General features: G+C 62.5%; 17 protein-coding genes. 8 read left to right on the top strand and 9 right to left on the bottom strand.

The window, feature by feature from the left end; genetic code table 11:
- Window positions 1-101 precede the first annotated feature (101 nt).
- Window positions 102-1,331: a matrixin family metalloprotease gene (locus IVB23_RS01525; protein WP_247802293.1), complete on the top strand. Its 1,230-nt coding sequence runs from the start codon at window positions 102-104 to the stop codon at window positions 1,329-1,331.
- 231 nt (window positions 1,332-1,562) lie between these two features.
- Here the strand turns inward: IVB23_RS01525 and IVB23_RS01520 are convergent, their stop codons facing one another.
- The 9 genes from IVB23_RS01520 to IVB23_RS01480 form a co-directional block, all read right to left on the bottom strand.
- Window positions 1,563-3,149, bottom strand: a complete 1,587-nt coding sequence (locus IVB23_RS01520) for a class I SAM-dependent methyltransferase (protein WP_247802292.1) — start codon at window positions 3,147-3,149, stop codon at window positions 1,563-1,565.
- A gap of 5 nt (window positions 3,150-3,154) precedes the next feature.
- Window positions 3,155-5,794 carry a type VI secretion system ATPase TssH gene (tssH, locus tag IVB23_RS01515; protein WP_247802291.1) on the bottom strand — a complete coding sequence of 880 codons (2,640 nt, stop codon included), beginning with the start codon at window positions 5,792-5,794 and terminating at the stop codon, window positions 3,155-3,157.
- A 97-nt stretch (window positions 5,795-5,891) separates the two neighbouring features.
- Window positions 5,892-6,956 (bottom strand): type VI secretion system baseplate subunit TssG, encoded by a 1,065-nt coding sequence (gene tssG / locus IVB23_RS01510; protein ID WP_247802290.1) that lies wholly within the window; start codon window positions 6,954-6,956, stop codon window positions 5,892-5,894.
- Window positions 6,920-8,887, bottom strand: a complete 1,968-nt coding sequence (gene tssF / locus IVB23_RS01505; RefSeq protein WP_247802289.1) for a type VI secretion system baseplate subunit TssF — start codon at window positions 8,885-8,887, stop codon at window positions 6,920-6,922. Before tssF ends, tssG begins: the two co-directional genes overlap by 37 nt.
- A gap of 1 nt (window position 8,888) precedes the next feature.
- Complete coding sequence (gene tssE, locus IVB23_RS01500) at window positions 8,889-9,437, bottom strand: type VI secretion system baseplate subunit TssE (RefSeq protein ID WP_156505323.1); 549 nt, start codon at window positions 9,435-9,437, stop codon at window positions 8,889-8,891.
- Between the two features lie 183 nt (window positions 9,438-9,620).
- Window positions 9,621-10,106, bottom strand: a complete 486-nt coding sequence (locus IVB23_RS01495; RefSeq protein WP_061881606.1) for a type VI secretion system tube protein Hcp — start codon at window positions 10,104-10,106, stop codon at window positions 9,621-9,623.
- A gap of 50 nt (window positions 10,107-10,156) precedes the next feature.
- Window positions 10,157-11,659, bottom strand: a complete 1,503-nt coding sequence (gene tssC, locus IVB23_RS01490) for a type VI secretion system contractile sheath large subunit (protein WP_028178525.1) — start codon at window positions 11,657-11,659, stop codon at window positions 10,157-10,159.
- Window positions 11,660-11,676: 17 nt separating this feature from the next.
- Window positions 11,677-12,204, bottom strand: coding sequence for a type VI secretion system contractile sheath small subunit (gene tssB, locus IVB23_RS01485; protein ID WP_028178526.1), 528 nt, complete (start codon window positions 12,202-12,204; stop codon window positions 11,677-11,679).
- Between the two features lie 123 nt (window positions 12,205-12,327).
- Entirely contained in the window at window positions 12,328-13,641 is a 1,314-nt protein-coding gene (locus tag IVB23_RS01480) for a type VI secretion system ImpA family N-terminal domain-containing protein (protein ID WP_247802288.1), read from the bottom strand.
- A gap of 356 nt (window positions 13,642-13,997) precedes the next feature.
- Here IVB23_RS01480 and tssI point away from each other — a divergent pair, with 356 nt between their 5' ends.
- The 7 genes from tssI to tagF are packed head-to-tail and all read left to right on the top strand — an operon-like array spanning window position 13,998 to window position 25,030.
- The gene (tssI, locus tag IVB23_RS01475; RefSeq protein ID WP_247802287.1) at window positions 13,998-15,866 is read left to right on the top strand and encodes a type VI secretion system tip protein TssI/VgrG; all 1,869 of its coding nucleotides are present in this window, start codon (window positions 13,998-14,000) and stop codon (window positions 15,864-15,866) included.
- 5 nt (window positions 15,867-15,871) lie between these two features.
- Entirely contained in the window at window positions 15,872-16,435 is a 564-nt protein-coding gene (locus IVB23_RS01470) for a hypothetical protein (protein ID WP_131868666.1), read from the top strand.
- Between the two features lie 12 nt (window positions 16,436-16,447).
- Entirely contained in the window at window positions 16,448-17,824 is a 1,377-nt protein-coding gene (gene tagH / locus IVB23_RS01465; RefSeq protein WP_247802286.1) for a type VI secretion system-associated FHA domain protein TagH, read from the top strand.
- 47 nt (window positions 17,825-17,871) lie between these two features.
- Window positions 17,872-19,209: a type VI secretion system baseplate subunit TssK gene (tssK, locus tag IVB23_RS01460; protein WP_026201979.1), complete on the top strand. Its 1,338-nt coding sequence runs from the start codon at window positions 17,872-17,874 to the stop codon at window positions 19,207-19,209.
- On the top strand, window positions 19,206-20,738 hold the full coding sequence (tssL, locus tag IVB23_RS01455) for a type VI secretion system protein TssL, long form (protein ID WP_197966267.1): 1,533 nt from the start codon (window positions 19,206-19,208) through the stop codon (window positions 20,736-20,738). The genes tssK and tssL overlap by 4 nt, the downstream gene beginning before the upstream one ends.
- Before the next feature lie 42 nt (window positions 20,739-20,780).
- Window positions 20,781-24,332, top strand: coding sequence for a type VI secretion system membrane subunit TssM (tssM, locus tag IVB23_RS01450; RefSeq protein WP_247802285.1), 3,552 nt, complete (start codon window positions 20,781-20,783; stop codon window positions 24,330-24,332).
- Window positions 24,329-25,030: a type VI secretion system-associated protein TagF gene (gene tagF, locus IVB23_RS01445; protein ID WP_197966448.1), complete on the top strand. Its 702-nt coding sequence runs from the start codon at window positions 24,329-24,331 to the stop codon at window positions 25,028-25,030. The genes tssM and tagF overlap by 4 nt, the downstream gene beginning before the upstream one ends.
- Window positions 25,031-25,033: the final 3 nt, after the last annotated feature.

The raw sequence follows: 25,033 nt of genomic DNA, 5'->3' as shown, positions 1-25,033 counted from the left end.
GTAGAATGGGAAGTCGTCGCGATCGCTGCCGTGCCCTTTGAACCTCATTAGCCCCGATGAGACCCATCGGAAAGCGCGGAGATCATCGGACGGAGCGGATCATGGTGATCAACCTGAAACCCATCAACGTGATCGGTTTCTCCATCGCGGAATCCGTCGGCCTGAAGGGTTCGAACCAGCCCGACGATATCTTCGTGATCAAGACGCTGTTGAACGGCATCGCGCCCCAGGACGGCGGGGCCGATGGAACGCTCGATATCAACGATCTGACCAACACGCCGGAAGCCATGGAGCCGGTGATCGACGCGATACTCGTGTTTCAGAATGCCCACACTGGCCTGCTGCACGACGGTCGCGTCGACCCTGAAAAGAATACGATCAAGCGCATGCGTCTGATGTTCAACCGTCGCAAGGGCGGCGGGCTCGACGTGAACCTGACGATTACGCCGGACGGTCCGATATTCGGACCATGTGATGCGCGCGGCTTCAGTGCCGCAAGGCTCAGGCTGGTCGGCGACGAATGGTCGGCATTCGACGGCCTTGCGCCGGTTCGCCAGATGGTTCCGATCGGCAAGACGCGGAAGCTGAAGTTGAAAGGGACAAATGGCGCCGCGGTGGGATTTGCCCTCGAGAGTCCTAAGGTGGAAATCCTCGAACGAACGAGCGACACCGTCACGGTAATCGGACGTTTGGAGGGTGATGCCGACTTGAGCGTCATCGTCGAAGGCCAGAGGGGTCCGATCCCGGTTCGCCTCCAGGTGCGCAAGGCGTCTTCGATTCCGATCGACGTGGTTCATCTCGGTCGGGCGACGCTCGCCAACGGCCTCATGATCGCTACACAGCGCGCCGTTACCAGCGTCGTCAGTCGGATCTACGACAATCAGGCAAACCTGACGTTCACATCTGGCACAAGCCGAATCGTCGATGCAGTGACCACCGAAGGCCGGGCAGTGCCGATCGATCCGAACAAGAAGCTCAGCATCCGCTCCGGCTTCGGCCCACTGACCACGGCACAGGAGTTCCGATTTGACGATCTGAAGTCGCTCGTCACTAATCGTGCGGCGATCACCATGTTCATTTCAACACAAATCATCGATGACGAAGACTCGAACGTTGCCGGGCGCGGCGATCCCGGCAATCGGATGCTATGGTTCAATCCCGCTACACCGGGAAGCGTGAACACCAATATTGTGCCCGCGCATGAGATCGGGCATGCGCTAGGTCTGGGCCACATCACGACAAAGAACAACACGGGCTTCCTGATGAACCCGACCGTACAGTTGAACAATATAATCATCCCATGCGAGACACTGGTCCAGCTCCCGTCGTGACGACACACGCCTGCCTTTGATGTAGCAATAGTACAGGCGGTCAGATCACGCTCAACTGCGCGAATGGAGGCGATGTGGCACATCGCCAGACAAGGCAGCCAAATACGGGCGGCGTTCGGTAAGCCCGCACAAATGACACGGGCAAAATGCCAAGCTCGGAAGGTCAGGCGCGTATCTCGACGTCCGCCGCGGTGGTCTTACGCCGTCGTTTCGAGTTGGATCGCTATCGCATCACGCGACCAACAAGCCCAGCTTGCCAACCATCGCAAGCGAGCGTTCGACGCTTTCTCGGGTCGACAGCAACAGCGGCTCGGCGGGGTTTCCGTCCTTGTCCTTTTGTTCGATCCGGATGGTCGACCCGAATGCTTCGGTCATCTCGGCCGTAATCTCGTCGATGGTACGAGCGCCATCGAGCAGTTGCAGGAAATGCCGCGTCCGGTCGTCCTCCAACTGTACCGTTTGGTGGAGCAGGTTGGTGACCAGCGGACCTGTCTGCGACTGCTTGCGGGCCAGCAAGCTCGCCTGCGGGTGGTCGGTAACTTCCTTCAAGAGGAAAGGCGGCGAGACCAGGAAGGAGACCTCGCCGCTGCAGGCCAGGATGTACATCGCATCCGTCAGTGCCCGTTCGTCATCATCGGCTCGGCGGCCGTCCAGCAGCGCGCGCGCACCATCCAGCAACTCACTGAATGACAGCGCCCGCGGCCAGGCCCGTCCGAGGCACAAATGCGCGGCCTTCAGAATCGGATTGGTCACCGTAATCCTGCTGCCGTCGTGGTTCTCGAACTCCATCGGGGAATCGTCGGTCAGGCAGGCCTCGGGATCGAGCGGGCTGGTCGTGCTCAGGAGGTGGTATCGCCTGACGAAATCCACGTCGATCTGCCGGTTGAGGGAAACATCGTCGTGGCAGAACAAGGTACGACGGAAGCCGTTGCCGTCGACAAAGTCCTGATACTGGTCGCGCGCCATGAACTCGCTCTCCGGGAAGCGCTGCAGCGTGGCACGGACCTCCTCGGAATGGCCGACGAGATAGCGGCGCGCGAAATGGGAATCGCCGAGATACTGCAGGCCGTGGCGGGCGGCATCCTCGGCGACCTCGTGCAGCAGGAAGGCGGTTGCCTCGTCGTCGAGGTCGTCGTGAAACAACAATTCGTCCGGAGCCTTGAGGACACGATTGTACTGGTCCCGCATGATCGCGCCGTGCACCGTGTCGGCCTTGGAGCCCTCGCTCAGGAAGTTCAGAATCGCGCGGGCCTGTCCGACCTTCTCCTTCATGCCGGTGAGGCGGCGCGTGTGATACCGCATCATGTCGCGGACCATGTCGCGAAGATGCGAGAATGGGTGCGCATTGTAGCTGACATAGCAGACCCCGCGCGGCGCCAGATTCTGCTTGAAGATCGCCATCATCTTCTCGCGCACGTGGGGCGGCACCCAGGAGTAAACGCCGTGCGCGATGATGTAGTCGAACTTCCCGAAGCTTGTGTCGACATTCATGATGTCGCAGTGCAGAAGCTTGATGTTGCTCAGACCCAAGGTAGCGATATTCTGCTGGCCGCGCTCGATCGTCACGCCGCTCAGGTCGACGCCGACGAATTCACTGTCCGGATATTGAAAGGCCATCGGCAACAGGTTGCCGCCAACGCCGCAGCCGAGCTCCAGCACCCGACAATGCTCGACCGGAGCAGGCTGCATGCCATAAACGGTGGCGATCGTTGCGAGATGATTGGGGTGGGTGAGCCCGTAGACGTGGCCGGGGTAGTAGACCTCGTCATACGGCGTGGGGCCGGTAAGGGGATGGCGATGCTCCGACTGAATGTTCATCGCGCTCAGCTCCACGAATATGCGAACTTGTCGTCCGCGATCGAGACGCGTGTCTGCTTGATCTCTTCCTTGGCAAGCGATTTGCTGAGGAATTCGCGCGAGAGCTCCGGCAGCAGGGTATTGGTGATGATGTTGTCGATCATGCGTCCGCCGGAATCCGGATCGTTGCAGCGTGACACGATGTGCTCCACGACTGCATCGTCGTAGCTGAAGGCCGCGTTGTGATTGTCGCGCAGTCGTCGTCCGATGCGGTCGAGCTGCAGCCGGGCGATGCCGGCGAGCATCTCGTCCGAGAGCGGGAAGTATGGGATCGAGACGATGCGCCCGAGCAGTGCGGCAGGAAATACCTTGAGCAATTCCGGCCTCAGCATCCTGGCGAGCTCTTCCGGCTCATTGCGATACTTCGGATCGCGCGAAAGCCCCATGATCAGATCGGTGCCGACGTTGGTGGTCAGGATGATCAAGGTGTTCTTGAAGTCGATCCGTCGCCCGTTGCCGTCCTCCATGACTCCCTTATCGAACACCTGGAAGAAGATCTCGTGGACGTCGGGATGGGCCTTCTCCACTTCGTCGAGCAGGATGACACTGTAGGGCTTGCGCCGGACGGCCTCCGTGAGGCGCCCGCCTTCGCCATACCCGACATAGCCGGGAGGCGCTCCCTTGAGGGTCGAGACGGTATGCGCCTCCTGGAACTCCGACATGTTGATCGTAATCATGTTCTGCTCGCCGCCGTAGAGGGTTTCGGCGAGCGCCAGGGCGGTTTCGGTTTTACCAACACCGGACGGTCCGGCCAGCATGAACACGCCGATCGGTTTCGACGGGTTGTCCAGCTTGGCACGGCTGGTCTCAACTCGCTTGGCGATCATCGTCAAGCCGTGGGACTGGCCGACGACGCGGCGGTTGAGGATCTCCGGCAGCTTCAGCACGGTTTCGATCTCGTCCCGCATCATCCGGCCGACCGGGATGCCGGTCCAGTCGGACACCACGGACGCCACCGACTGCTGGTCCACATGGGCGTAGACCATCCGTTTTTCCGGATTGATGCCCTCCAGCGTCTCGAACTTGCCGCGCAGCTCCGCGCGCTTGGCGGCCGGATCCTGATCTTCCTTGGGTTCGGACAGGATGTCACGAATGCTGCGGATGTCCTTGACTAGCTCCTGCTCCTTGGCCCAGTCGGCCTCGAGAGTCGTCAACTTGTCCTTCAGTGTTGCGATATCGCTGTCGATCGCGGCAACGCGCTCGTTGTCCTCGATGCCCAGGTCGCTGTCGCTGACCAGCGCCGATTTCTCAGCTTCGCGAGCGGTAATCGCGACGCGCGCATCCTCGATCAAGGCCGGCGTCGCGCTCTGGCTGATCGCCACGCGGGCCGAAGCGGTGTCGAGCAGGCTGACGGCCTTGTCCGGCAGCTGTCTAGAGGGAATGTAGCGGTGCGAGAGGTTGACGGCTGCAACGATTGCAGCATCGGAGATGCGAACACCGTGGTGCTTTTCCATCGGGCCGAGAAGGCCCCGCAGCATCACGCAGCAGGTCTCGACGTCAGGCTCGTCGATCTGGATCGGCTGGAAGCGCCGCGTGAGCGCGGGATCCTTCTCGATGTACTGGCGATACTCAGCCCAGGTGGTGGCGGCGATCGTGCGTAGCGTGCCGCGGGCGAGGGGAGGCTTCAGGAGGTTGGCCGCATCACCGGTGCCGGCTGCGCCGCCGGCGCCGATCAGTGTGTGGGCTTCATCGATAAACAGGATGATGGGGGTCGGTGAACTCTGCACCTCATCGATCACCGAGCGCAGCCGCTGCTCGAATTCGCCCTTCATCGAGGCGCCGGCCTGCATCAGGCCGATGTCGAGCGCGCAGAGCCTGACACCGCGTAGCGGTGGCGGCACGTCGCCGGCGGCAATTCGCTGGGCGAACCCCTCGACCACGGCCGTCTTGCCGACGCCGGCCTCTCCCGTGAGGATCGGATTGTTCTGCCGCCGCCGCATCAGAACGTCGATCAGCTGGCGGATCTCTTCGTCCCGACCCAGGATCGGGTCCATCTCGCCCGACTTGGCCTTGGCTGTGAGATCCTGCGCGAACCGGTCGAGCGGCGTCGTCCCCTTGGGGCTCGCCTGATCCGCGCCCTCCGTACCGGCGCCGACCAGCCCCGAGCCGTCCATCGGACGCATGGACTCCTCGTCGGAGCCGGCCCAGACGGCGCGGCGCTCCGCGGCCAATGCGTCGACGTTCACCTTTGCAAATTCCTGGGAGAGGTTGTTCAGCGTGCGACGGATGTCATTCGACTTGAGCCCGGCCACCAGCAGATGGCCGGTGCGGATCTGGGTTTCGCCGAAGAAGAGCGTGGCGTAGTGCCAGCCGCGATCGAGAAGATCGATGACCGGATTGGCGACGCCCGGCATATCGGTTTCGTTCTTGCGGAAGCCGTTGATGACGCCAGCAAGGTCCGACAGCAACCGTGACCGATCGAGCTTGTAATGGTCGACCGAGAGGCTGAGGTCGGTGCGATCCTGCTGCAGGATATGAAAGAGCCAGTGCGCAAGCTCGACGTTGCGGTTGCCGGCGCTCTTGGCGTGGCGGAGAGCCTGTATGAAGGCATCATAGCCAGCCCGGTTCAATTTGCCGGTTACCGCTTCAAGGCTGATGTCGGTCACAGCGGCCCCTCCTGCTCAATTGCTCCGCGGATGCCTCGCACCTGGCGGAATTGCCTCGAATCCCATGATGTTAGGACGACAGGGGCGGCCGATAGGTTCAAATCGCCGCGGCATCCGCTGCGCTGCTCCGACGGGCTCTCAAGCGCTCGCCAAGCTGAAAGCGGGCATCGCGGCGATATTCTTCCGTGGACGTCCAGTTCGGCGAGACCCAGGTGGTCCATCCAAGTCGCCCGCTCTGGCCGAGTCTGACCGGGGCGACTTCTCCCGCTGGAATGGCGAGTTCAACCTCCCACTCCAGTTCGTCGCCGATATAAAAGAAGACGGCGTCCGCCAGCGGCTCCGACAAGTTGCGGCTTTCGGTCGGCAGAAACTGCTCGTATTGAGCAAAATTCTTGACGAAGACCCGAACCCTGATCTTGTCCTCGACGCTGAACACCCGTGAGCCGAGAAGAGCGTCTCGACCGAGGCTGGCATGGGCCTGCCCGATCCGGCTGCAGTGACTTGGGTCGAACGCGAGCCAGGTCCCGACAAACTCGTCGATCTCGACTTTGACATCGAACAGCCCCTGCAGGAACCGCGTCAGCCGTGACGCGCACTTCGCCCTTGGGGCGATAAGCCCGGCGAAGCCGAGCTTTGCCATGTCCGGTACGGTGTCCCGATTGGCGAAGACGTCGGAGCCGAGGCCCGCGAAGGAGCCGACATAGGCGATGAAGCGATCCTCTGCCGGCCGATCGTGCTGCGCGATCGGCCGCGCATCGGCCCAGGCGCGAAAGAACAGCTGCAGGAAGCGCCCGTTGAGCAGGTCGAGAAATCGCGGGAAAGCGTCATCCCGCATCAGCCACCAGCTGAGACTTTCATCAGTGGTGGCAAGCGGCAGCGCACCCTGCGGCCCGAGCAGACCCAGAAACTTGACGAGTATCCTGAGCCGGCCGTCCTGGTCGTCGACCGCTGCAAGATTGGAGGCGGGGAACTCCAGATATGGGACTTGACCGAGGTCGACATACTCCTCGCGGCGCGCGGCGCTGTCGCCGATCCGCGGTCGATCCCGGTTGGCTCGCTCCAGCTGGCGCAGCGTGTTGAAGAAATCGAACCGCCAGGGCTCGGACTTCATCTGGTCGATCAGCGTCACAACGGTCTCCGCGTGCCCATGCGCGGTTGCCACCGCATGATCTCGCCGCGCTCCGGCGTTGAGATGACTGTCTGGGTAAACGTATTGAAGCCCGAATAGTCGGCGAAGAAACGCTCCAGAACGGCTCCGAGCAAGAACACGCCGCTCCCCTCGAAAGCCTTCTCGTCGAGTACGACGCTGATCTCCAGCCCGCGCGCTGCGCCGCTACCCGTGCGCTCTCGCACCCGCCGCACCACCGGCCGGCTTTCGATCGAGCGCACGCCGCGGATCTTGCGTTCCGTGGCGTCGTCGTACTGGTCGGCGAACAAAGACAGCATTTCGCGCAGCGCGCCGGCGTTCTTGCCGCCACCACGCTCGACAAGACCAAGGTAGTTCAGGCTCAGCATGTTGATCAGCCGCCAACTGACAACTCCGCTATTGGCGACCTCACTGCGGCTGCGCAACTGAGCCACCACCGGCTCCCGTGGACGTGTGGGACCGGCGACGCACACCAGATCGAGGGACGTATCATCCAGCAGGCGGAAGTCGGCGCCGCCGTGGCCAACCGGCAGGTGCTCCGTGAGATGCCGATTGGAGCACAGTGCCCGGACGCTGAGTTCGGCAACGGGGTTTTCTCCGCTCAGCTCACCGGGCTCGAGCAGTGACAGGAACATGTCGGTCCCGGTGTAGTCGGACGAAGAGCCATACGTCTTCTCCTCCATTGTGCGGCGTCGAGGCAGGCGGCGGACGGTGAAATAGAGACCCTCGACCGATCCGCTGGTCGGGTCGACGGCAGCCGAATACAGCGGGCGCACCAGACGCTTGTCCTTCTCCGCCGGAAGGTGCGCGTAGACTTCGATCACCTGGTGCGGTTCGTATTCGAGATAGCGACTACGATCGGGCACCACGTGGTATTCGTGGGTATTCGATTTGACGGGGATGCGATCGCTCGTCTTCTCGAACAGATTGATCGCCGGCGCAGTATAGAGCTTGAAGGCGTCGGGACGCACCGCGGCGGCAAGCCGCGAATTGTGTTCATCGAAAGCGAAGACGATGTCGATCGACTTGCTGCGCAGGCGCGGCATCACGCTGCGAAGTCCGGTCAGGTTGACCCCAAGGAACTTGCGTGGAAATGCGAAATATTCCCGCAGCAGCTCCGAGCCTCGGAAGATCCGATTATCGTTGGGAAACAGCGACTCGTTCTCATCGAAGCCGATCTGTTGAACGCAGTCGAGCGGCGCACGCGTCACCACGGGATCGCCGAAGTCGTCGAGATGGCGGAAGTAGACACCTCTGCAATTCGCGATCAGTTGCTCGTAAAGCGCGATCGAATCTGACTCCGCGCCGGAGAGGTAGATCGGGAGCTCGCCCACGCGGCAGCCTGCAAACCAGGTTTCCGGTTTGGTCCGGGCCTCGGTGTCGGGCGGTTCCTCATCGAGCCGGGCCGCGGTACGGTGGGTCAACGACAGTCTCAGTCCCGCTATGACATCGCCGCCGACCGGTATCCCGAGTGCCTGCAGTGCGCCGGCTGTCGAAAAGTATTCGGCGCCGCTGATGTCGAACGGCCAGAGCACGATGTCGCGGCAAAGTCGAAATCGGCAGGCGAGGCTTCGCTCTCTCTCGCGGTACGTGGCGTCGAAATACGCGCCGCGCGCGATCTTCTTGCCGTCGCGCAGCGCCGGATCGGCATAGGGTGGCCGCGCCGCGACCAGCATGGCCGACGGAGTCGGGGCAAGATAGTTCGGAACCAGCTGTTCGAGCAGGTTTGCGGTGAATTCCGGAAATTCGTGCTTGAGCTTCAGCTGGACGCGGGCGGCGAGAAACGCGGCGCCCTCCAACAGGCCGGTGATCATCGGATCCGAGCGATCCCGGATCAGGCCGCCGAGGCGTTCCGCGATTCCGGGGAATTCTTCGGCGAAGTCTCCCGCCTGCTCGTACAGCAGTGACAGTTCACGATTGTAGAAGTCCAGGAATTCGCGGTTCATGCTAAAGTCGGTTGATCTGAATATCGCCGCTGTCGAGCTCGACGTCGGCGACGAATTCCACGGGAACGTTGAGCGGTTCGGCTTTCATGTCAGCGTGAACGATGAATCGCAGCTTGAGCTGCTCAGGGCCGACCGAGCCGTCGCGGCGGACGCGGATTGTCTTGCGATCGAGCCTCGGCTCAAAAGTCGTCAGGGTCTCGCGCAGCGCGCTGCTGAGTTCATCGTCCGTGACCTCGTCGATCGAACGATGGGCAATATCGGGAAAGCCGTAGTTCAGGATCGACATTCGCACGCAATCCCGGCCGGTCATGTCCAGTGTCGATTCTAGAGCGATCGTATTCAGGAGCGTTTCGAGGTCATGGGAGACCTCGCGCCGCAGCAATGTTTCCGAGATCGGATGGCGTCCCGTGCTGCGCCGGCCTGCGATGATCCGTTCACCTGACTGGTCGCGCAGATTGAGCTCTTTGCGCGCATCACGTGCCTCGTGAGCCGCGCGAAAGGCCAGCATGAGCGGTGGAGAAAGCCGATCCTTTTTTGGCGTAAGCGTCATTCCGGTCCCCATGTCGGCCGGCGCATATGCAGCTTCGGGGGCGGCAATTGGCGTCCGGCGTGACCTGCCGTGATCAAGCGTCCAGCCCGAAAACCGGGATAGCCCGAAAGGTGCGGGCGGGATCGCGTCGCATGGCACCGGTTTCCGCTATCGGTAAACCGGCGCCAGACGAGGATCCGTAGATCAAGCCCATTCCTTGTTGGCAGGAACGTCCCAGCCGAAGGTCGGCGACGCCCCGGCGGCGCCCTTCTCCGTCTGGGTCTTGTAAGTCATCTTGACCTTCGCAAAGTTCAGACTCACGTTCTCGGTGAGACGATCTTCGCCGTGCGACCCGCCGGTCGACACGCTGGTGACCAGAACCTGCTTCATCTCGATCTTGAGATATTCCAGCGGGTTCTCGCCGGCCTTGCGAACGGTGAGGATCGCGGTATCAATGTGCTTGCCGTTCGCGCAGACCTTGAACAGTTCCGGCGTGGCCTTGTCGACGAAGTGCGTGAAGTGGAGATCCTGGACGCTGACCTTGCCGGCGCCGCCGCCGGATCCGCTGTGGAATGTACCGGTCTGGCTTTCGCCGAAAGACCAGCTCAAGATATCGATTTCGTCAGGATGTTTGTCGTCCTTCGATTCGCCCTTGATCGGATCGAGTTTCAAGAAAATATCGACAGCCATAGCATAATCCTCTCAAAAATCTTGATATTGACGGTCGCGATGACGTGACGTCAGGAGCTCGGGCCCGGCAGGCGCGAGACAAGGCTGAGGCCGACGTCCATCGCTTCAAGTTGAAAGTGGGGACGGAGAAAGAAGCGTGCGTTGTAGTATCCCGGGTTCTCCTCGTTTGCTATGACCTCAACCTTCGCAGCGGCCAGCGGCTTGCGCGCTTTCTGAGCTTCTGACGACAGGGCCGGATTGGCATCAACGTATTCGTTGATCCAGGTCTGCAGCCAAACCGTCAGCTCATCCTTCTCCTTCATGGATCCGATCTTGTCGCGAACCATGCACTTCAGATAGTGCGCAAAGCGAGACACTGCGAACATGTAGGGCAGACGTGACGATAGGTTGTCGGACGCGGTTGCATCCACGCCTTTCTCGCCGAAATACTTCTTCGGCTTGTAGAGCGACTGCGCACCGATGAAGGCCGCCTTGTCGGTGTTCTTGCGATGGATCAGCGGGATGAGGCCCGCCTTTGCAAGTTCGTGCTCGCGACGATCGCTAATGGCGATCTCGGTCGGGCATTTCAGGTCGACGCCGCCGTCGTCGGTCGGGAACGTGTGCGTCGGCAGGTTGATGACCTCACCGCCGGACTGCACACCGCGGATGCGCGTACACCAGCCGAACTCCTTGAAGGCGCGGTTGATATTGACTGCCATCGCGTAGGCGGCGTTGATCCAGCCGTATTTGTCGCCGGTATGCCCGTCGGTTTCTTCCTCGAAGGCGAACTCCTCCACAGGCTCGGACTTGGCGCCGTAGGGGAGGCGACCCAGTACCCGCGGCATGCAGAGACCGAGATAGCGTGAGTCATCCTGGTCGCGCAGACCCTTCCAAGCCGCATATTCCGGCGTGTCGAACACCTTGCCGATGTCGCGCGGATTGGACAGTTCGGTCCACGAATCCATTCCCATCAGCGTGGGCTCGGCCCCGGCGAAGAAGGGGGCGTGTGCCGCGCCGGCAATCTTGCTGAGATCGCGCATCAACTGCACGTCGGTGGGCAGATGGCTGAAGTAATAGTCTCCGATCAGGCAGCCGAACGGCTCGCCACCCAGCTGGCCGAATTCGTACTCGTAGACCTGCTTGAACAGCGGGCTCTGATCCCAGCGGGCGTCCGGGTAAAGCCGGAGGTTGCGATAGAGCTCGCTCTTGGAGACGTTCATCACGCGAATTTTGAGATTGGCGTCCGTCTCGGAATTGAAGACAAGGTAATGCAGACCGCGCCAGGCGCTTTCGATCGCCTGGAACTCCGGCGCGTGGAGGATCTCATTCATCTGCGCGGTGAGCTTCTGGTCGATCCGCGCGATCATCTCCTCGATGGTGTCGAGGACGTCGGATTTGATGACGCTGGTGTCCTTCAACGCTTCCTGGACGAGCGTTGATACCGCGTTCTCGACTTCGGTCGCCGCGCGTTCGGTGCGAGGCTTGAAGCTTTGCTTCAGCAGGGTCGCGAACTCGTCAGCCTCGACGGTCCCGAGCTGAGTAACGGTTGCTTTCTGACCAGCTTCTTTTGCCATGGTCCCCAGTCCTTCCCTTATTTCTCAACGTCGGGTTCGGTCGGCTGGCTGGCTGCGCGCTCCTGCAGCGCGGCCATCAGCTGCGGATCGCTGAGAAGCTTCTTCAACTGATCCTCGGCGGCCACCTTGCCGTCCATGTAGCGCAGCAGGTTGGCGAGCTGTTCGCGGGCCTCCAGCAGCTTTGCCGTGGCTGGAACTTGCCGGGCGACCGCCACCGGCGAGAAGTCGGCCATCTTGTTGAAGCGCAGGGCGACGGAAATCTTCTCGTCGGGCGCATCGCCCAGACGATTGGCCACGCGTGTCGTCACGCCGGGCTGAATTGCCGCCATGCGGTTGTCGAAATTGTCCATGTCGAACTCGAGGAATTTGCGCTCCTCGACCTTGGACTTCTCGACGCCGGCGTTGTTGCCGGAAAGGTCGGAGAGGACGCCCATGACAAACGGCAGCTCGATCAGCCGCTCGGCGTCGTAGGGATCTTCGTAGGTGATGTGCACGCGCGGTGCGCGGTTTCGCCGGATGAATTTTTGACCGCTGTCCGTAGCCATGGCTGCCCTCTCTACAAAATCGCTTTGGAAACCGACTTGTGCGACGCAGGCTGATAAGGCGGCTCAACTCGCAGTCGACAAGCTTCCTTATGTCCTGTTAGTGCCGTCGAGCGAAAAGCGGGTTCAATGCGATTTGTCGATTGTCTTGAGCGTCCCCTCGGGCAGGACGTCGTTCAAGAGGCTGAGGAAGTCTCGCTGCGCGAGATCGCGCGCGCGATCGACCAAAAAAGGGATCGGGCTGGACGGCTCTGCGGCTCGGAAAAATGCCGCCACCTTCGCCAGCAGGCCGAGAGCTTGAGTTCTGTTTTCTACACAAAAAACAACATCTTGAGATGCGTTCTCGACCGTGGATGAGGGTGTTATGGCGAGCTCCGCCATCCGTTCGATCGGCAGGTCGAAAACCTTGTCGCGTCCGATGTTGATCGCGGCGCTCTCCACGTGGGTGGGCACCAGCATCCGCATCACCTCGATGAATGACTTGCCGACCATTTCCTGCGCCTGGCGCACCAGCAACAGCGCCGGGTTGGACGGTTCCATTCGGGAAAAATAGTCCGCCACGGCCGCAAGCGCTGCGGTGGCCTGTGCTGACGAAGCCAGCGCGCCGGTCGTTTCCAGTGGCGCTTGCGCGTCAACCGGTGCCGCATCGTCCGGTAGCGCGGCCGCTGCGGCCGGATCACGCTCCGTGACAAGACCCGCAAGCCACGCGGCCATACCGTTTGCGACTCCGGAGACTCGATCGAGGCTGATGGGTTGACCCGTGTTCAACTTTTCGTGCCAGATCGCCTTGATGCCGGAGATTTCAGCCGCGACCGCCGAGCACCGGGCACTCACGGCCTTGAGGGTGTCGAGATCGGTATCGCCGATGATGCGCTCGATGGTCGCTAGATCGGGGCCGCCCGCGTCGGCATCGCCGGGGGCAATTTCGCCTTTGGCGACCTGATAGGCCCGGTAATTGATGCTGCCATGCCTGCGGTTCTCGATCAGCGGAAGGAATTGGAGAGGGTTGATCACGGTTGGAAACACATCGATCGCTTCGATCGTGACGGCCCGAAGCGCATAGTCGTCGTCTTGGGCCCTCGGATGCACCGCGTCCCACTGATCCCTCAGCAGCGTGGTGGTCGCCTTCAGGCAATTCAGAAAGCCGTCGAGATCCCGGTTGAGGATGGAGAACTTGGCCAGCAGCATGTTCAGGCGCAGATCGCGGGTGCGCGCCAGAAGGGGCCGTACGGCCTCGAACTGGCCCGCGATATCGACGGCCTTCGGATCGAAACGTCCGCGCTCTCCGTTGGCGTTGACGACCTCGAAATACGACATCGGCAGCAGGGATTCTGCACCTGCGAAAAAATTGAGGTACTGGATGTCGCCGGCGGCGTCGAGATCCGGCCCGCAGGGATCATCGGCCGCTATGGCCTGGGTGAGGGATGCGACGTCGAGCATGCGAGGATCGTCCGTCTCCTGAGCCATCCGCCCCTGTGCCGAAGCCGTGTCGTCCAGCGGATCGGGCAGGGGAAGATCATGATCTGATTACCTTGGTAGGTCAGATCCATGATGGCCCTGGTTCATTCCCCAACGATCATGACAGTTTCGCGTGAACCGGCAAGCTTTTGGAGGCGACTATACTTGAGGGGCGAGGTGGTTCCTTGGACGGCTGCCGTGGCGCGTCAGAAGGCCCACCCACCCCCGGGGCGGACTTGCCGGCCCTGTCAGCGGCAGAAGGGATTTCCGCGGTTCTTGCATGACGCCTGATCGGCACTTCTGCCGATCACGCGGACGAAGAGGGAGTTAACGCCCACATGGGCCAGCTTACCCAGGATACCCGCCTCTGCGAGCTCAAGACGCCTCTCGGCAAAGACGTTCTGGTTTTCGTCGGATACGAGGCTTCGGAAGGACTCAGCGAACTCTTCGAATACCGCATCGAGTGTCTCAGCGAGGATGCCGATCTCGACTTCGACCGCGCGATCGGCAAGCAGTGCACGCTGACCATCAAGCTGCACGAAAAGGAACGCGAGTTCAGCGGCATTCTCACGGAAGCCCAATGGCTGGGGGTGAAGAACGACTACTTCAGCTATCGGATCGTGCTGAGGCCTTGGCTATGGCTGTTGTCGCGAACCACCGATTGCCGGATCTGGCAGGACAAGAAGGCGCCCGACATCATCAAGGAGGTCTTCAACGATCGCGGCTTCACCGATTATGAATCCAAGCTGACCGAAGAGGGCTCCTGTCCGAAGCTCGAATATTGCGTTCAGTACCGGGAGACCGATCTGAACTTCGTTTGCCGGCTGATGGAACAGCACGGCATCTACTACTATTTCAAGCACGAGGGCGGCAAGCACACGCTGGTGTTGGCGGACTCCAAATCGTCGCACAGCCCGATCAACGGTCTTGCCACGATACCCTACATTCCACTGACGGGAGCCGACCGGCGCGGCGAGCAACACATCTACGAATGGGTCGCGGAACGCCAGTTTCGAACCGGCAAGGTCGAGCTCAACGACTACAACTACCAGAAGCCCAACGCGCAGATGATCAGCGACGCCAAGGGTAACGAGCACTACACGCGGTCGGAGATGGAATTCTACGACTATCCAGGCAAGTTCAAGGAGAAATCCGACGGCGAGCGTTACGCGAAGATCCAGCTCCAGTCCGAACAGGCCATGGACCGGCGGCGGCGCGGCAACGGCGACGCGGTCAACCTGTTCCCCGGCGGACTGACCAAGCTCGAAAAGCACCACAAGGACTCGCAGAACATCGAATATCTCGTGGTGCGAGCCACCCATTCGTTCTCGATCGAATCCTATCGCACCGGCGGCCCGAGCGACGCCGGCCAACACGTCTATTTCGGCAGCTACGAGTTTCTGCCGAGCGATCGGCCGTTCCGCGCGCCGATGCTGACGCCGAAGCCGAGGATCAACGGCGTCCAGACCGCCAAGGTGGTGACCAAGGACGACAATTCCAGCGAGGAGATCGACGTCGAAAATCTCGGCGAAATCTATGTCCGGTTCTTCTGGGACCGGAAGAAAAAGCGGTCATGCCGGTTGCGCGTCGCCCAGGTCTGGTCCGGCAAGAAATGGGGCGGTCAGATCATTCCGCGCGTCGGGCAGGAGGTGGTCGTCGAATTCCTGGAAGGAGATCCGGACCGGCCGCTGGTGATCGGCACGGTGTATAACGACGAATACAAGCTGCCCTACGACCTGCCGTCCAAGAAGACGATCGCGGGATTGAAATCGGACTCCACCAAAGGGGGCGGCGGCTACAACGAGTGGAACTTCGAGGACAAGAAGGGCTCCGAGAAGATCACGGTGCACGCCGAGAAGGACCACGACGTGACGGTCCGCGACACCGAGACGCGGACCATCGGCGAAGCCGCGCTCGGTGGTGACACCCGCAAGACCACCCTCGTCAACGGCAATGACAAGCTCGACATCGCGCTGGGCGGCCAGCATATCACCATGACGATGGATCAGTCCGTCACCGCGGGCCTGACCATCACGCTCATGGCGAATGTCAACATCACCCTGCAGGTTGGTCCCAGCCAGATCATCCTGACCCCTGCGGGTATCGTCATCAACGCGCCGACGATCGCGATGACGGCGCAGGGCGCCATGGCACTCGCAGCCGGGGGACCGCTGGGCGCCCACGGCCTGCCAACTCTTGTCGGCTGACCGCTATGAGCCAGGTTCGGTTCGCTACGGTGCAGGATCTGTTTCAGGCCTATCCGATGGCGCGCCACGATGTCGGCAAGGCCGAGGTGGACAAGCCTTCGCTGGACTTCCTTCAGGACGCCACCGATGCGCGCAATTGGCACGGAGCCGTCTCTTTCTGCGCGTATCTGCTGCCCAGGCGCGTGGCGGTTGCCTGGGGATGCCGCTCGTTGCGACGGATGTTCGACCAGTTCGACGCCAACGACAGCAGATCGCTGAATTTCGTGGAGACCTGGGTCCGGCAGCCGGACGAGCAATCCCGGAACAAGGCGCTGGCGGTCGGCAATGCCAACGATCCCGAGCAGCCGGCGACATGGCTGGCGCTGGCGGCCGGATGGTCCGGCGGAAGCGTGGTTCCGGCAGAATTTGCGCCGGTCGAGGCCAAGCCCGACCAAGCCGCGCGCGCGGTGCGCGCGGCCCTGCTGATTGCCCTTTGCCGGCTGCCCCGCGAGTCCCGGGACCGGATAATGACGGCATGCCTGGAGGATGGTATTCAATTGGCACGCGGCGAACCGCGCCCTCCGCGCTGACGAGACGATGAGATGGTGCTTCGCTTCAATATCGAGAACGAACCGAATCTTCCGGACGGCGGCCCTGTATCGTTTTCGGTCACCGGCAGGCGTTCGGTCGATATTGGCCGGGACCGTCACCTCGACTGGACGTTGCCCGATCCGACGCGGATGATTTCCGGAAAGCATTGCGAGGTGCATTTTCGCGACGGCGCCTATTGGCTGCATGACGTCTCGACCAATGGCACTTTTCTCAATGGCGCCGACCAGCGCATCCGGGGGCCGCACCGGTTGCGCGACGGCGATCGACTTACCATTGGCCACTACATCATCGGAGTTTCGCTGGAGGACGAGGCGGGCGGGCGTGTCCCGGACCGCGAGGCGCAACCGCGCGCTTCTCCCATCCAGCAGCCTGCCGGGTACCAGGAGCTTTGGGCGGCCGACCGCGACGTGCCGCCGCCGATCGATCCGCAGCAGCTGAAGAACCCACGCGAGGCGGCGCGGCCGATCAATCCGGAGTTTCTGGATTGGGCCGCGAGCGTCCCGGCGCCGGGAGTGGATCCGTTTCGACGTCCATCACTGGCGCCTCCGCACCAGCCCGATGCGCAGGACGACATGAGCTGGGCCGCCGGCCCGGTCGCGACGCCGAGAGCACTGGTCGAGGCAGCACCCGCCATGCCGACCCCGCGCCGGCCATCGGCGTGGACCGATGATGAAACAGCGCCCGTCCAGCCGCCGCCATCGCCGGCCCGGCCACCCGTTGAGCAGTCCCGCCCGGCACAAGTGGTGGGCGAAGGGCCAGCCGCGGCCAAGCCGGTCGGCGGCACCGAGTTCGCGCCGCTGGTGGCACGTGCTGCGGGCTTGCCGGACAATTTCTTTGCCAACAAGACCGACGCGGAGCTCGCCGAACAGCTCGGCATGATCTTGCGCATGACCGTGGACAATCTGATGGCGCTGCTGCAGGCGCGAACTCAGGCCAAGCAGCTGACCCGCAGCACCAGCCAGACGACCGTCCAGGCCGTGGAGAACAACCCGCTGAAATTCTCGCCGACCTCGGAAGAGGCCATGCGCATATTGTTCGGGCCGCGGACACGCAGCTATCTCGACGCGCAACGAGCCTTCGCGCAGGGCTTCGGCGACCTCAAATCGCATCAGTTGAAGACGTACATGGCGATGCAGCACGCCGTCCACGAGCTCATCGCCGGCATCGATCCGACGCTCATGGCGCGCGAGCTCGAGCTTCAGCGCGGCGCGAACTCCTGGTTCGGCTCGAACAAGGGCAAACTCTGGGACGAATTCCTGACGCGCTGGAAGGCGCATCTCGGCCGCGACAATAGCGCGCCGATCGATACTTTCATGTTGCATTTTTCGGACTATTACGACCGCGCCGACAAGGGCGGATCAAAGTGACTATCGGCGACCACGCGGTCGCCAAACGCTGCTGAGTGGATGTAGGAATGTCTTGGTACAGCAAGGTTTTCTGGTCAGAAGGACTGTTTCTGCGGCCGCACCATCTGCAGCAGAACGATCGCTATATCGAACATTTGCTGGAAAAGCGCGTTCGCTACACAACGCCATACCCCTGGGGGTTCGCCCAGCTCGAGATCGACAAGGACCTCACCGAACAGAGCAAGTTCGCGGTGCGCAACGCGTCCGGCGTCATGCCGGACGGAACGCCGTTCGACATCCCCGCGGACAGCCCGATTCCGGAAGCGATCGAGGTGCCGGATTCTGCCGCCGGCCAGATCGTCTGGCTGATGATGCCGATCGCAGCGCCAAACACCCGCGAGGTTGATGAGGATCGCACCGACAGCGCCAGTCGCTATGTTCGCACGTCCGAGACCTTCATCGATTCGACCTCGGCGCTGCGCATCGAGGAAGAGATCGACATCGCTTATCCGCGGTTGTCGTTCGAACTGCGCAAGACCAGCAAGCCGGGATACATGGGACTCGGCATCGCGCGCATTCTGGAAGTGCGCGACAAGAACATCCTGTTCGACGACAAGTTCGTGCCGCCGATGCTGGTCTGCGCCGCACATCCCATCATCGACGGCTGGCTCAACCGCATCATCGGCTGGGTCGAGACCAAGCTCGACGAGCTGGCACGTTACGCAGTCGATCCGTCGTCCGGAGGCGGGTTGCAGAGCGTCGACTATCTGGTGCTGCAGGTGCTGAACCGGACCATTCCCGTGCTGACCCATTTCCAGCGTTCGGGCAGTGTTCATCCGGAACGACTGTACGAGGAGCTGCTGAGGTTTGCCGGTGAGCTTGCGACGTTTGCCACACCAGAACGCCGTGCTCGCAACTATCCGGCGTACGATCACGACGATCTCGAGAATATCTTCACACCCCTGGTGAGCGACATCCAGGACTTCCTGAGCGCGCGGCTGGGCCGGCGGGCGATCCGCCTGGAGATCATCGAGCGCGCCCAGAATGCGTTCGTGTCGCCGATCCGCGATCGGGCGCTGTTCCGGAATGCGACCCTGGTGCTGGAGGTCGCCGCACGGCGGCCGCTCGTGGAGATCCAGAACGACTTCCCGCATCTGTTCAAGGTCGGCCCGAACACCAAGATGAACGAGATCGTGCACGCCAACTTGCCAGGGTTGACGCTGGTGCACCTGCCGACCCCGCCGCCGCACATCCGGGCCATCACCGATCACGTCTATTTCTATCTCGATCGCAAGTCGCCGCTATGGCCGGAGTTCAGCACGGCGGCCTCGATCGGGATGCATTTCTCCGGCGACTGGCCGGAGCTCGAGCTGTACCTTTGGGCTATCCTGGAAGACAGGCCATGAGCGACAGGGACAAGCCGGTCAATCCTTTCGGTCGGGGCGAGCGGACGATCATTCGTCCCAATCCCGGCGGGAGGTTGCCGCCGGCGCCCACCGCTCAGCCTCCGGCGGGCGAGGGACCCGCGGCACGTCCAAGCTACTCGCCGTCGCCTGTGCCGCCTCCCGGCGCGCCCGCGCCTTCCTCGCCGTCATCCTCTTCTCCCATTCCGCAGCGCCCGAGCTACGCCGCTGCGCCGACCAGCCAGCCGGCCGAGGAATGGATATCGACACCCGCGCAGGCACCGGTGCAGCAGGGGATGCTGCCACCCGGACCGCCGTTGCGCATCGACGATCTGGTGGCGCCAAACGCCAATCCGGTGATGCGTGCGGCCGGCCCTTTGCTGCAATTGCTTGGCCGGTTGCGCGTGGCGCTCATGCGCGCGTCATTCGCAAGTCTGATGGAGCAGGTCGCCGACGCGATCAAGTTCTTCGAGAAGGATATCCGTTCGGCGGGGATCTCCGAGCATCAGGCCAACACGGCGAAATACATCCTGTGCGCCACCGCCGACGATATCGTGCAGCACATCCCGACCGATGAGCGCCATGTCTGGACGCAATATTCCATGCTGAGCCGGTTCTTCGGCGAGCGGGTGGGTGGTGTCCGTTTCTTCGAGATCCTCGACCATTTGAAGGTTGATCCGCTGATCAACTATCCAGTGCTCGAACTGCAGCATGCCTGCCTCGCGCTCGGCTTCCAGGGCATCCACCGTACATCGGCAGGCGGGCTTGCGAACCTGCAGGTGATCCAGCGCAACCTCTACGAATTGTTGCGCCGGGTCCGTCCCAAGACGGTGAGCGACCTGTCGCCCAACTGGAGGGGGCAGGCGCTGGCCGGTCGCCGGCAGCGTCTCCGCGTTCCGGTCTGGCTGGTGGCAGCCGTGGCCGCCGCGCTATTGACGGGGTCCTATTTCGTCCTGCGAACGCTGCTGGCCGGCCGGGCGGAGAACGCTGCCGAAGTCGCTCTGGCGCTGCATCCCAGCGATCCGATCGAGCTCAAGCGCAAGGTCATTGCACCGCCGCCACCACCACCTCCGCCGCCACCGCCGGACCGTATCACCCAGCTGCAGCGCATCCGCAATGCGCTCGCCAAGGAGAACACCGCCTGTGCCATGACCGCGGACCAGACCGCGAGCTTCATCGTGATCAGGGTCTGTGACCTCGCGTTGTTCTCGTCAGGCCAGGCCACCATCCTCGACGGCTTCAAGCCGGTTGCGGCCCGCGTCGCAGTAACCCTCGACAAGGAGCCGGGACGAATCCGGGTCGTCGGTCACACCGACAGCTCGCCGATCCGCACCGTGCGCTTCCCTTCGAACTTCGAGCTGTCGGTCGAGCGCGCCAAGGCGGTTGCCGCCGCGCTCAAGCCCGGCCTCACCGATGGTTCGCGCGTCGACGTTGAAGGCAAGGGAGCGGACGCGCCGATCGCACCCAATTCGACGCCTGACGGACGCGCCAAGAACCGGCGTGTCGAGATCTTTATCGAACGCAGCGAATAAGCAGGCTCCACGGCTCACGCGGTTTGCGACAGGTACCGATCAATGCTTGCCAAGGATATCATCCGCATCATTCTCTACGGAGTTGGGCTCAGCTCGCTCGGCGCCGTGATCTATTTCGCAGGTCCCTTCATTGCATTCGGCGACTGGCATCCGCTCGAGAACCACATCATCCGCCAGATCGCGATTCTGCTGCTGGTCACGGCCGCAGCGGGCGTCGCCGGCTTCAGTTTCTTCAAGCGGCGCAAGAATGCCAAGGAGATCGCCGACGGGATCAGTGCGGCAGATCAGCCCGTCAGCGACGAGCCGGTTCTCAAGGAACGCATGAAGGATGCGCTCGCCACGCTGAAGACCGCCAGCGGCAACAAATCGAGCTATCTCTACGATCTGCCCTGGTACGTCATCATCGGCCCGCCCGGCGCCGGCAAGACCACCGCGCTGGTCAATTCCGGGCTCAAATTTCCGCTCGCACGCGGGGCGACGCCGGCTGCGGTTGCGGGGGTCGGCGGTACCCGCTATTGCGATTGGTGGTTTACCGAGGAGGCCGTCCTGATCGATACGGCCGGCCGCTATACCACCCAGGATTCCAGCGCCAAGGCCGACAAGGAAAGCTGGCTGGCCTTCCTCGACATCCTCAAGAAGAGCCGGTCACGCCAGCCGATCAACGGCGTCCTGGTCGCCATCAGCATCGAGGACGTGCTGACGCTGCCCAAGCAGGAACTCGCGCTTCACGCCGACGCCATCAGAATGCGCTTGCTCGAGCTGCATCAGAAGCTCAAGGTCAGCTTCCCCGTCTACGCGCTTTTTACCAAGGCCGATCTCGTTGCCGGCTTCACCGAATATTTCGCCTATCTCGGCGAGGCCGGCCGTCGCCAGGTCTGGGGCGCGACATTCCAGACCGCTGACAAGACCCAGAATCTGGTGGGACAGATACCGGTCGAGTTCGACCGTCTGCTGGAGCGCCTGAGCGAGGAGACACTCGACCGCCTGCAGGACGAGCCGACCCCGCAGCACCGTGTGCAACTGTTCGGCTTCCCGGCACAGATGGCTCGGCTCAAGCCCCAGATCCACGACTTCCTCAACCAGATCTTCGAGCCAACGCGCTACCACGTGAACGCGAACCTGCGGGGATTCTACTTCACCTCGGGTACGCAGCAAGGGACGCCCATCGACCAACTGATCGGGTCGCTGGCGCGCACGTTCGGCGCGGAGGAGGTCGGTTCCGGATCCTATTCAGGGACGGGCAAGAGCTATTTCCTCGCCGATCTCATTTCCAAGGTCATCATCGGCGAGGCCGACTGGGTCTCGACCGACCGTGCGGCGGTGCGCCGCGCACTGATTCTGAAAACCGCAGCGCTATCCTTGATCGGTCTGGTCTCGATCGGGCTGATCGCAGGATGGCTGACCAGCTACAAGCGCAATTCCGACTTGATCGCGCAGAGTGTGCAGGCGGACAACGAATATGCAGCCGCCGGAGCGCCTCTCATCAAGCAGACGCTGATCGACGATCATGATCTCGACAAGGTGTTGCCACTGCTCTATCGGCTGCGCAACGCCCCGGCGGGCTACGGTTCGCGCAACGAGTCGGTGCCCCTGTCGGCCCGTTACGGGCTCAGCCAGCACGCCCGGCTGATGTCGCCCTCCAAGGCGGCCTATCATGCGGCGCTCGAGCGCATGTTCAGGCCACGCCTGCTGTATCGTTTGGAGGAGCAGCTCAACGCGCGCATCAACGAATCTGCATTCGTCTACGAGGCGCTCAAGGTCTATCTGATGCTCGGCGGCCTGCAGTCGCCGGACCGCGATCTGATCCGCTCCTGGATGCAGCGCGACTGGCAGGACAATCTCTATCCCGGCGCAACCAACGCAGAAGGACGGCGCCTGCTCGACGAGAACCTCACGGCGATGTTCGACCTCGAGACGGAGCAGCCCCCGCTTGTCGAGCTGGACGGCCGGCTGATCAAGCAGGCGCAGAACTCCCTCGCGCGCCTGAGCGTGTCGCAGCGCGCCTACGAATTCCTGAAATCCGAGGCTCGCTCATCGACTGCAGGCGACTGGATCGCCGCCCGCCGCGGCGGCCCTGACATGGCGGTCGTGTTCGAAACCACGACGGGGCAGCCTCTGGACGCTGTGCGGGTGCCCCAGTTCTTCACGTATAACGGCTTCCAGCAGAACTTCGTCGCCCGGCTGCCGGGTTTGTCGGAGCGCATGAAGAAGGAACGCTGGGTTCTGGGCGATGCCGGCCAGCAGTCGGCCATCGACCAGCAGTACGACAACCTCGCCGGCGACCTCGTGAACATCTATTCCAACGAGTTTGTTACGACTTGGCGAACCGCGCTGGGCAGCTTGCGTCTGAAGAAGCTGCTTGCCGACAAGCCGAAATACGAGGTGCTAAGGGCGGTTTCCGCGCCGACCTCACCGATGCGGCAAATCCTGGAATCGGTGCGCGACGAAACGACACTGACCAAAGAGCGGCCGAAGCCGGCGAATGCTGCGACGAACCCGGCCACGCCTGCTGTGGCCGCGCCGCCACTGTTCACCAACGCCCAGGATGGACCACTCGGGGCGACGATCGAAGCACAGTTCAAACCATATCATGCGGTGCTGGAAGGCGACAGCACCCGCCGGCCGATCGACTCGACCATCGCCAACCTGAACGACATCGCGCAGAATCTGACGCTGATCATCGAGACCCCGCAACTGACCGCGCAGGCGACCGCTTCGCTTCAGAGCCAGGTTGCGGCCCTGCGCAACAATGCCTCGCGCATGCCGCCGCCGTTCTCCGACATGCTGCGCGCGGCCGCCGCGGAGTTCGAGGGCAGCATTGCCGCCTCGACTGCCGGACAGATCCTGCAGGCGCTGCGCGATCAGGTCACGCCGGTTTGCCAGCAGACAGTGACCAACCGGTATCCGTTCGTCCGCGGCAGCAATCAAGAGGTGCCACTCGCCGACTTTGCCAAGCTTTTCAGTCCGAACGGCATCATGGACAAGTTCTTCACCCAGTTCCTGGCGTCTTACGCCGACACGTCGCGATCAGATTGGACGTGGCGGAAGGAGAGTCCCGTCGGCCGATCGTTCTCGCCCGACACGCTGAAGCAGTTCCAGAATGCGGCCTATGTCCGCGACGCCTTCTTCCAGACCGGCGGTGGCGTACCGGCGGTGTCGTTCGCAATCCGGCCGCCCGGGGCATCCGGGCCGGGCGTGACGGTCAAGACCGAGATTGGTGGCACGACGATCACCAGCCCGGTCACGCCGGGCCCGCCCACGGCTTCGTCCATGTTCGGCGGGCCGCAACCTCCGCCACCACCGCCGCAGCCTCAGAGCAACGCACCGACCACCGTTCTCTGGCCGGGTCCGTCGCCGCGGACGGCAATTTCGGTCAGCAACGATATCGGGCCGCCATCCGTGCTCGAGCGCATCGGTCCCTGGTCGTTGTTCCGGATGCTCGAGGCTGGATCCTTGGTGGTGAAAGCAGAAACCGCCAGCGCGACTTTCATCGTCGCGGGGCGCGAGCTCAACTATCAGATTTCGACCGGGTCGTTGCGCAATCCCCTCAACCTGTCGGTGCTCCGCGAGTTTCGTTGCCCGACTGGAATATGAACATGCGTTGTGGGCTATTCGGCAAGATCGGCGCGAAGCGTGATTTCATCGCGATCGCCACCCCGCGCAGCTTCCTGGAAGCCTGGGAGCCATGGGTGCAGTCTGCGCTGTCGGCCAGTCGTCATCAGCTTGGCCCGGGCTGGCAGCAGGCGTTCCTGACCGCACCGGTCTGGCGATTCTGGCTTGGCGCCGCCATCTGCGGCACGACGGTGGCGGGGGCAATGATGCCTTCGCTCGACGGGGTGGGGCGGTATTATCCATTGACGGTGCATGCGGTGTCGGACGAAAGCGCCTTACTGCCGCCGCCGAGCATCGATCCTCAGGATGAATGGTACGGGCAGGCGGAGGCGTTCCTGCTTTCGACTCTGGATCAAACTTCGACCTTTGAGCAGATATCGGGTGCTCTGGATCGTCTCGTGGTGCCGCGACCGCAGGCGCCGATCGCCGACGAATCGCAAATGATCGCACTGGGCGCAACGACCGTCGGAGCGGTTTCGGCGGATGACGCATTCACCAAGTCCTTTGCCGCGCTTTCCGCTGCCAGTCCGCAGATCTATGCTGCGGCAAGTTTCTGGTGGACCGCGGGTGGCGAAGGCTTTCCATCAATGGCGCTCGCTTGCCGCGGATTGCCGGACCCATTTCACTACTCCACAATGCTGACCGGCGATCTCGGCCGTACAGCATCCGGGACGGGGTGACGC

This window comes from Bradyrhizobium sp. 191 (assembly GCF_023100985.1).
GTDB classification, from domain to species: domain Bacteria; phylum Pseudomonadota; class Alphaproteobacteria; order Rhizobiales; family Xanthobacteraceae; genus Bradyrhizobium; species Bradyrhizobium diversitatis.
Note: the sequence above shows the minus strand (reverse complement) of the source record. Positions and strands in the feature narration are given on the sequence as shown.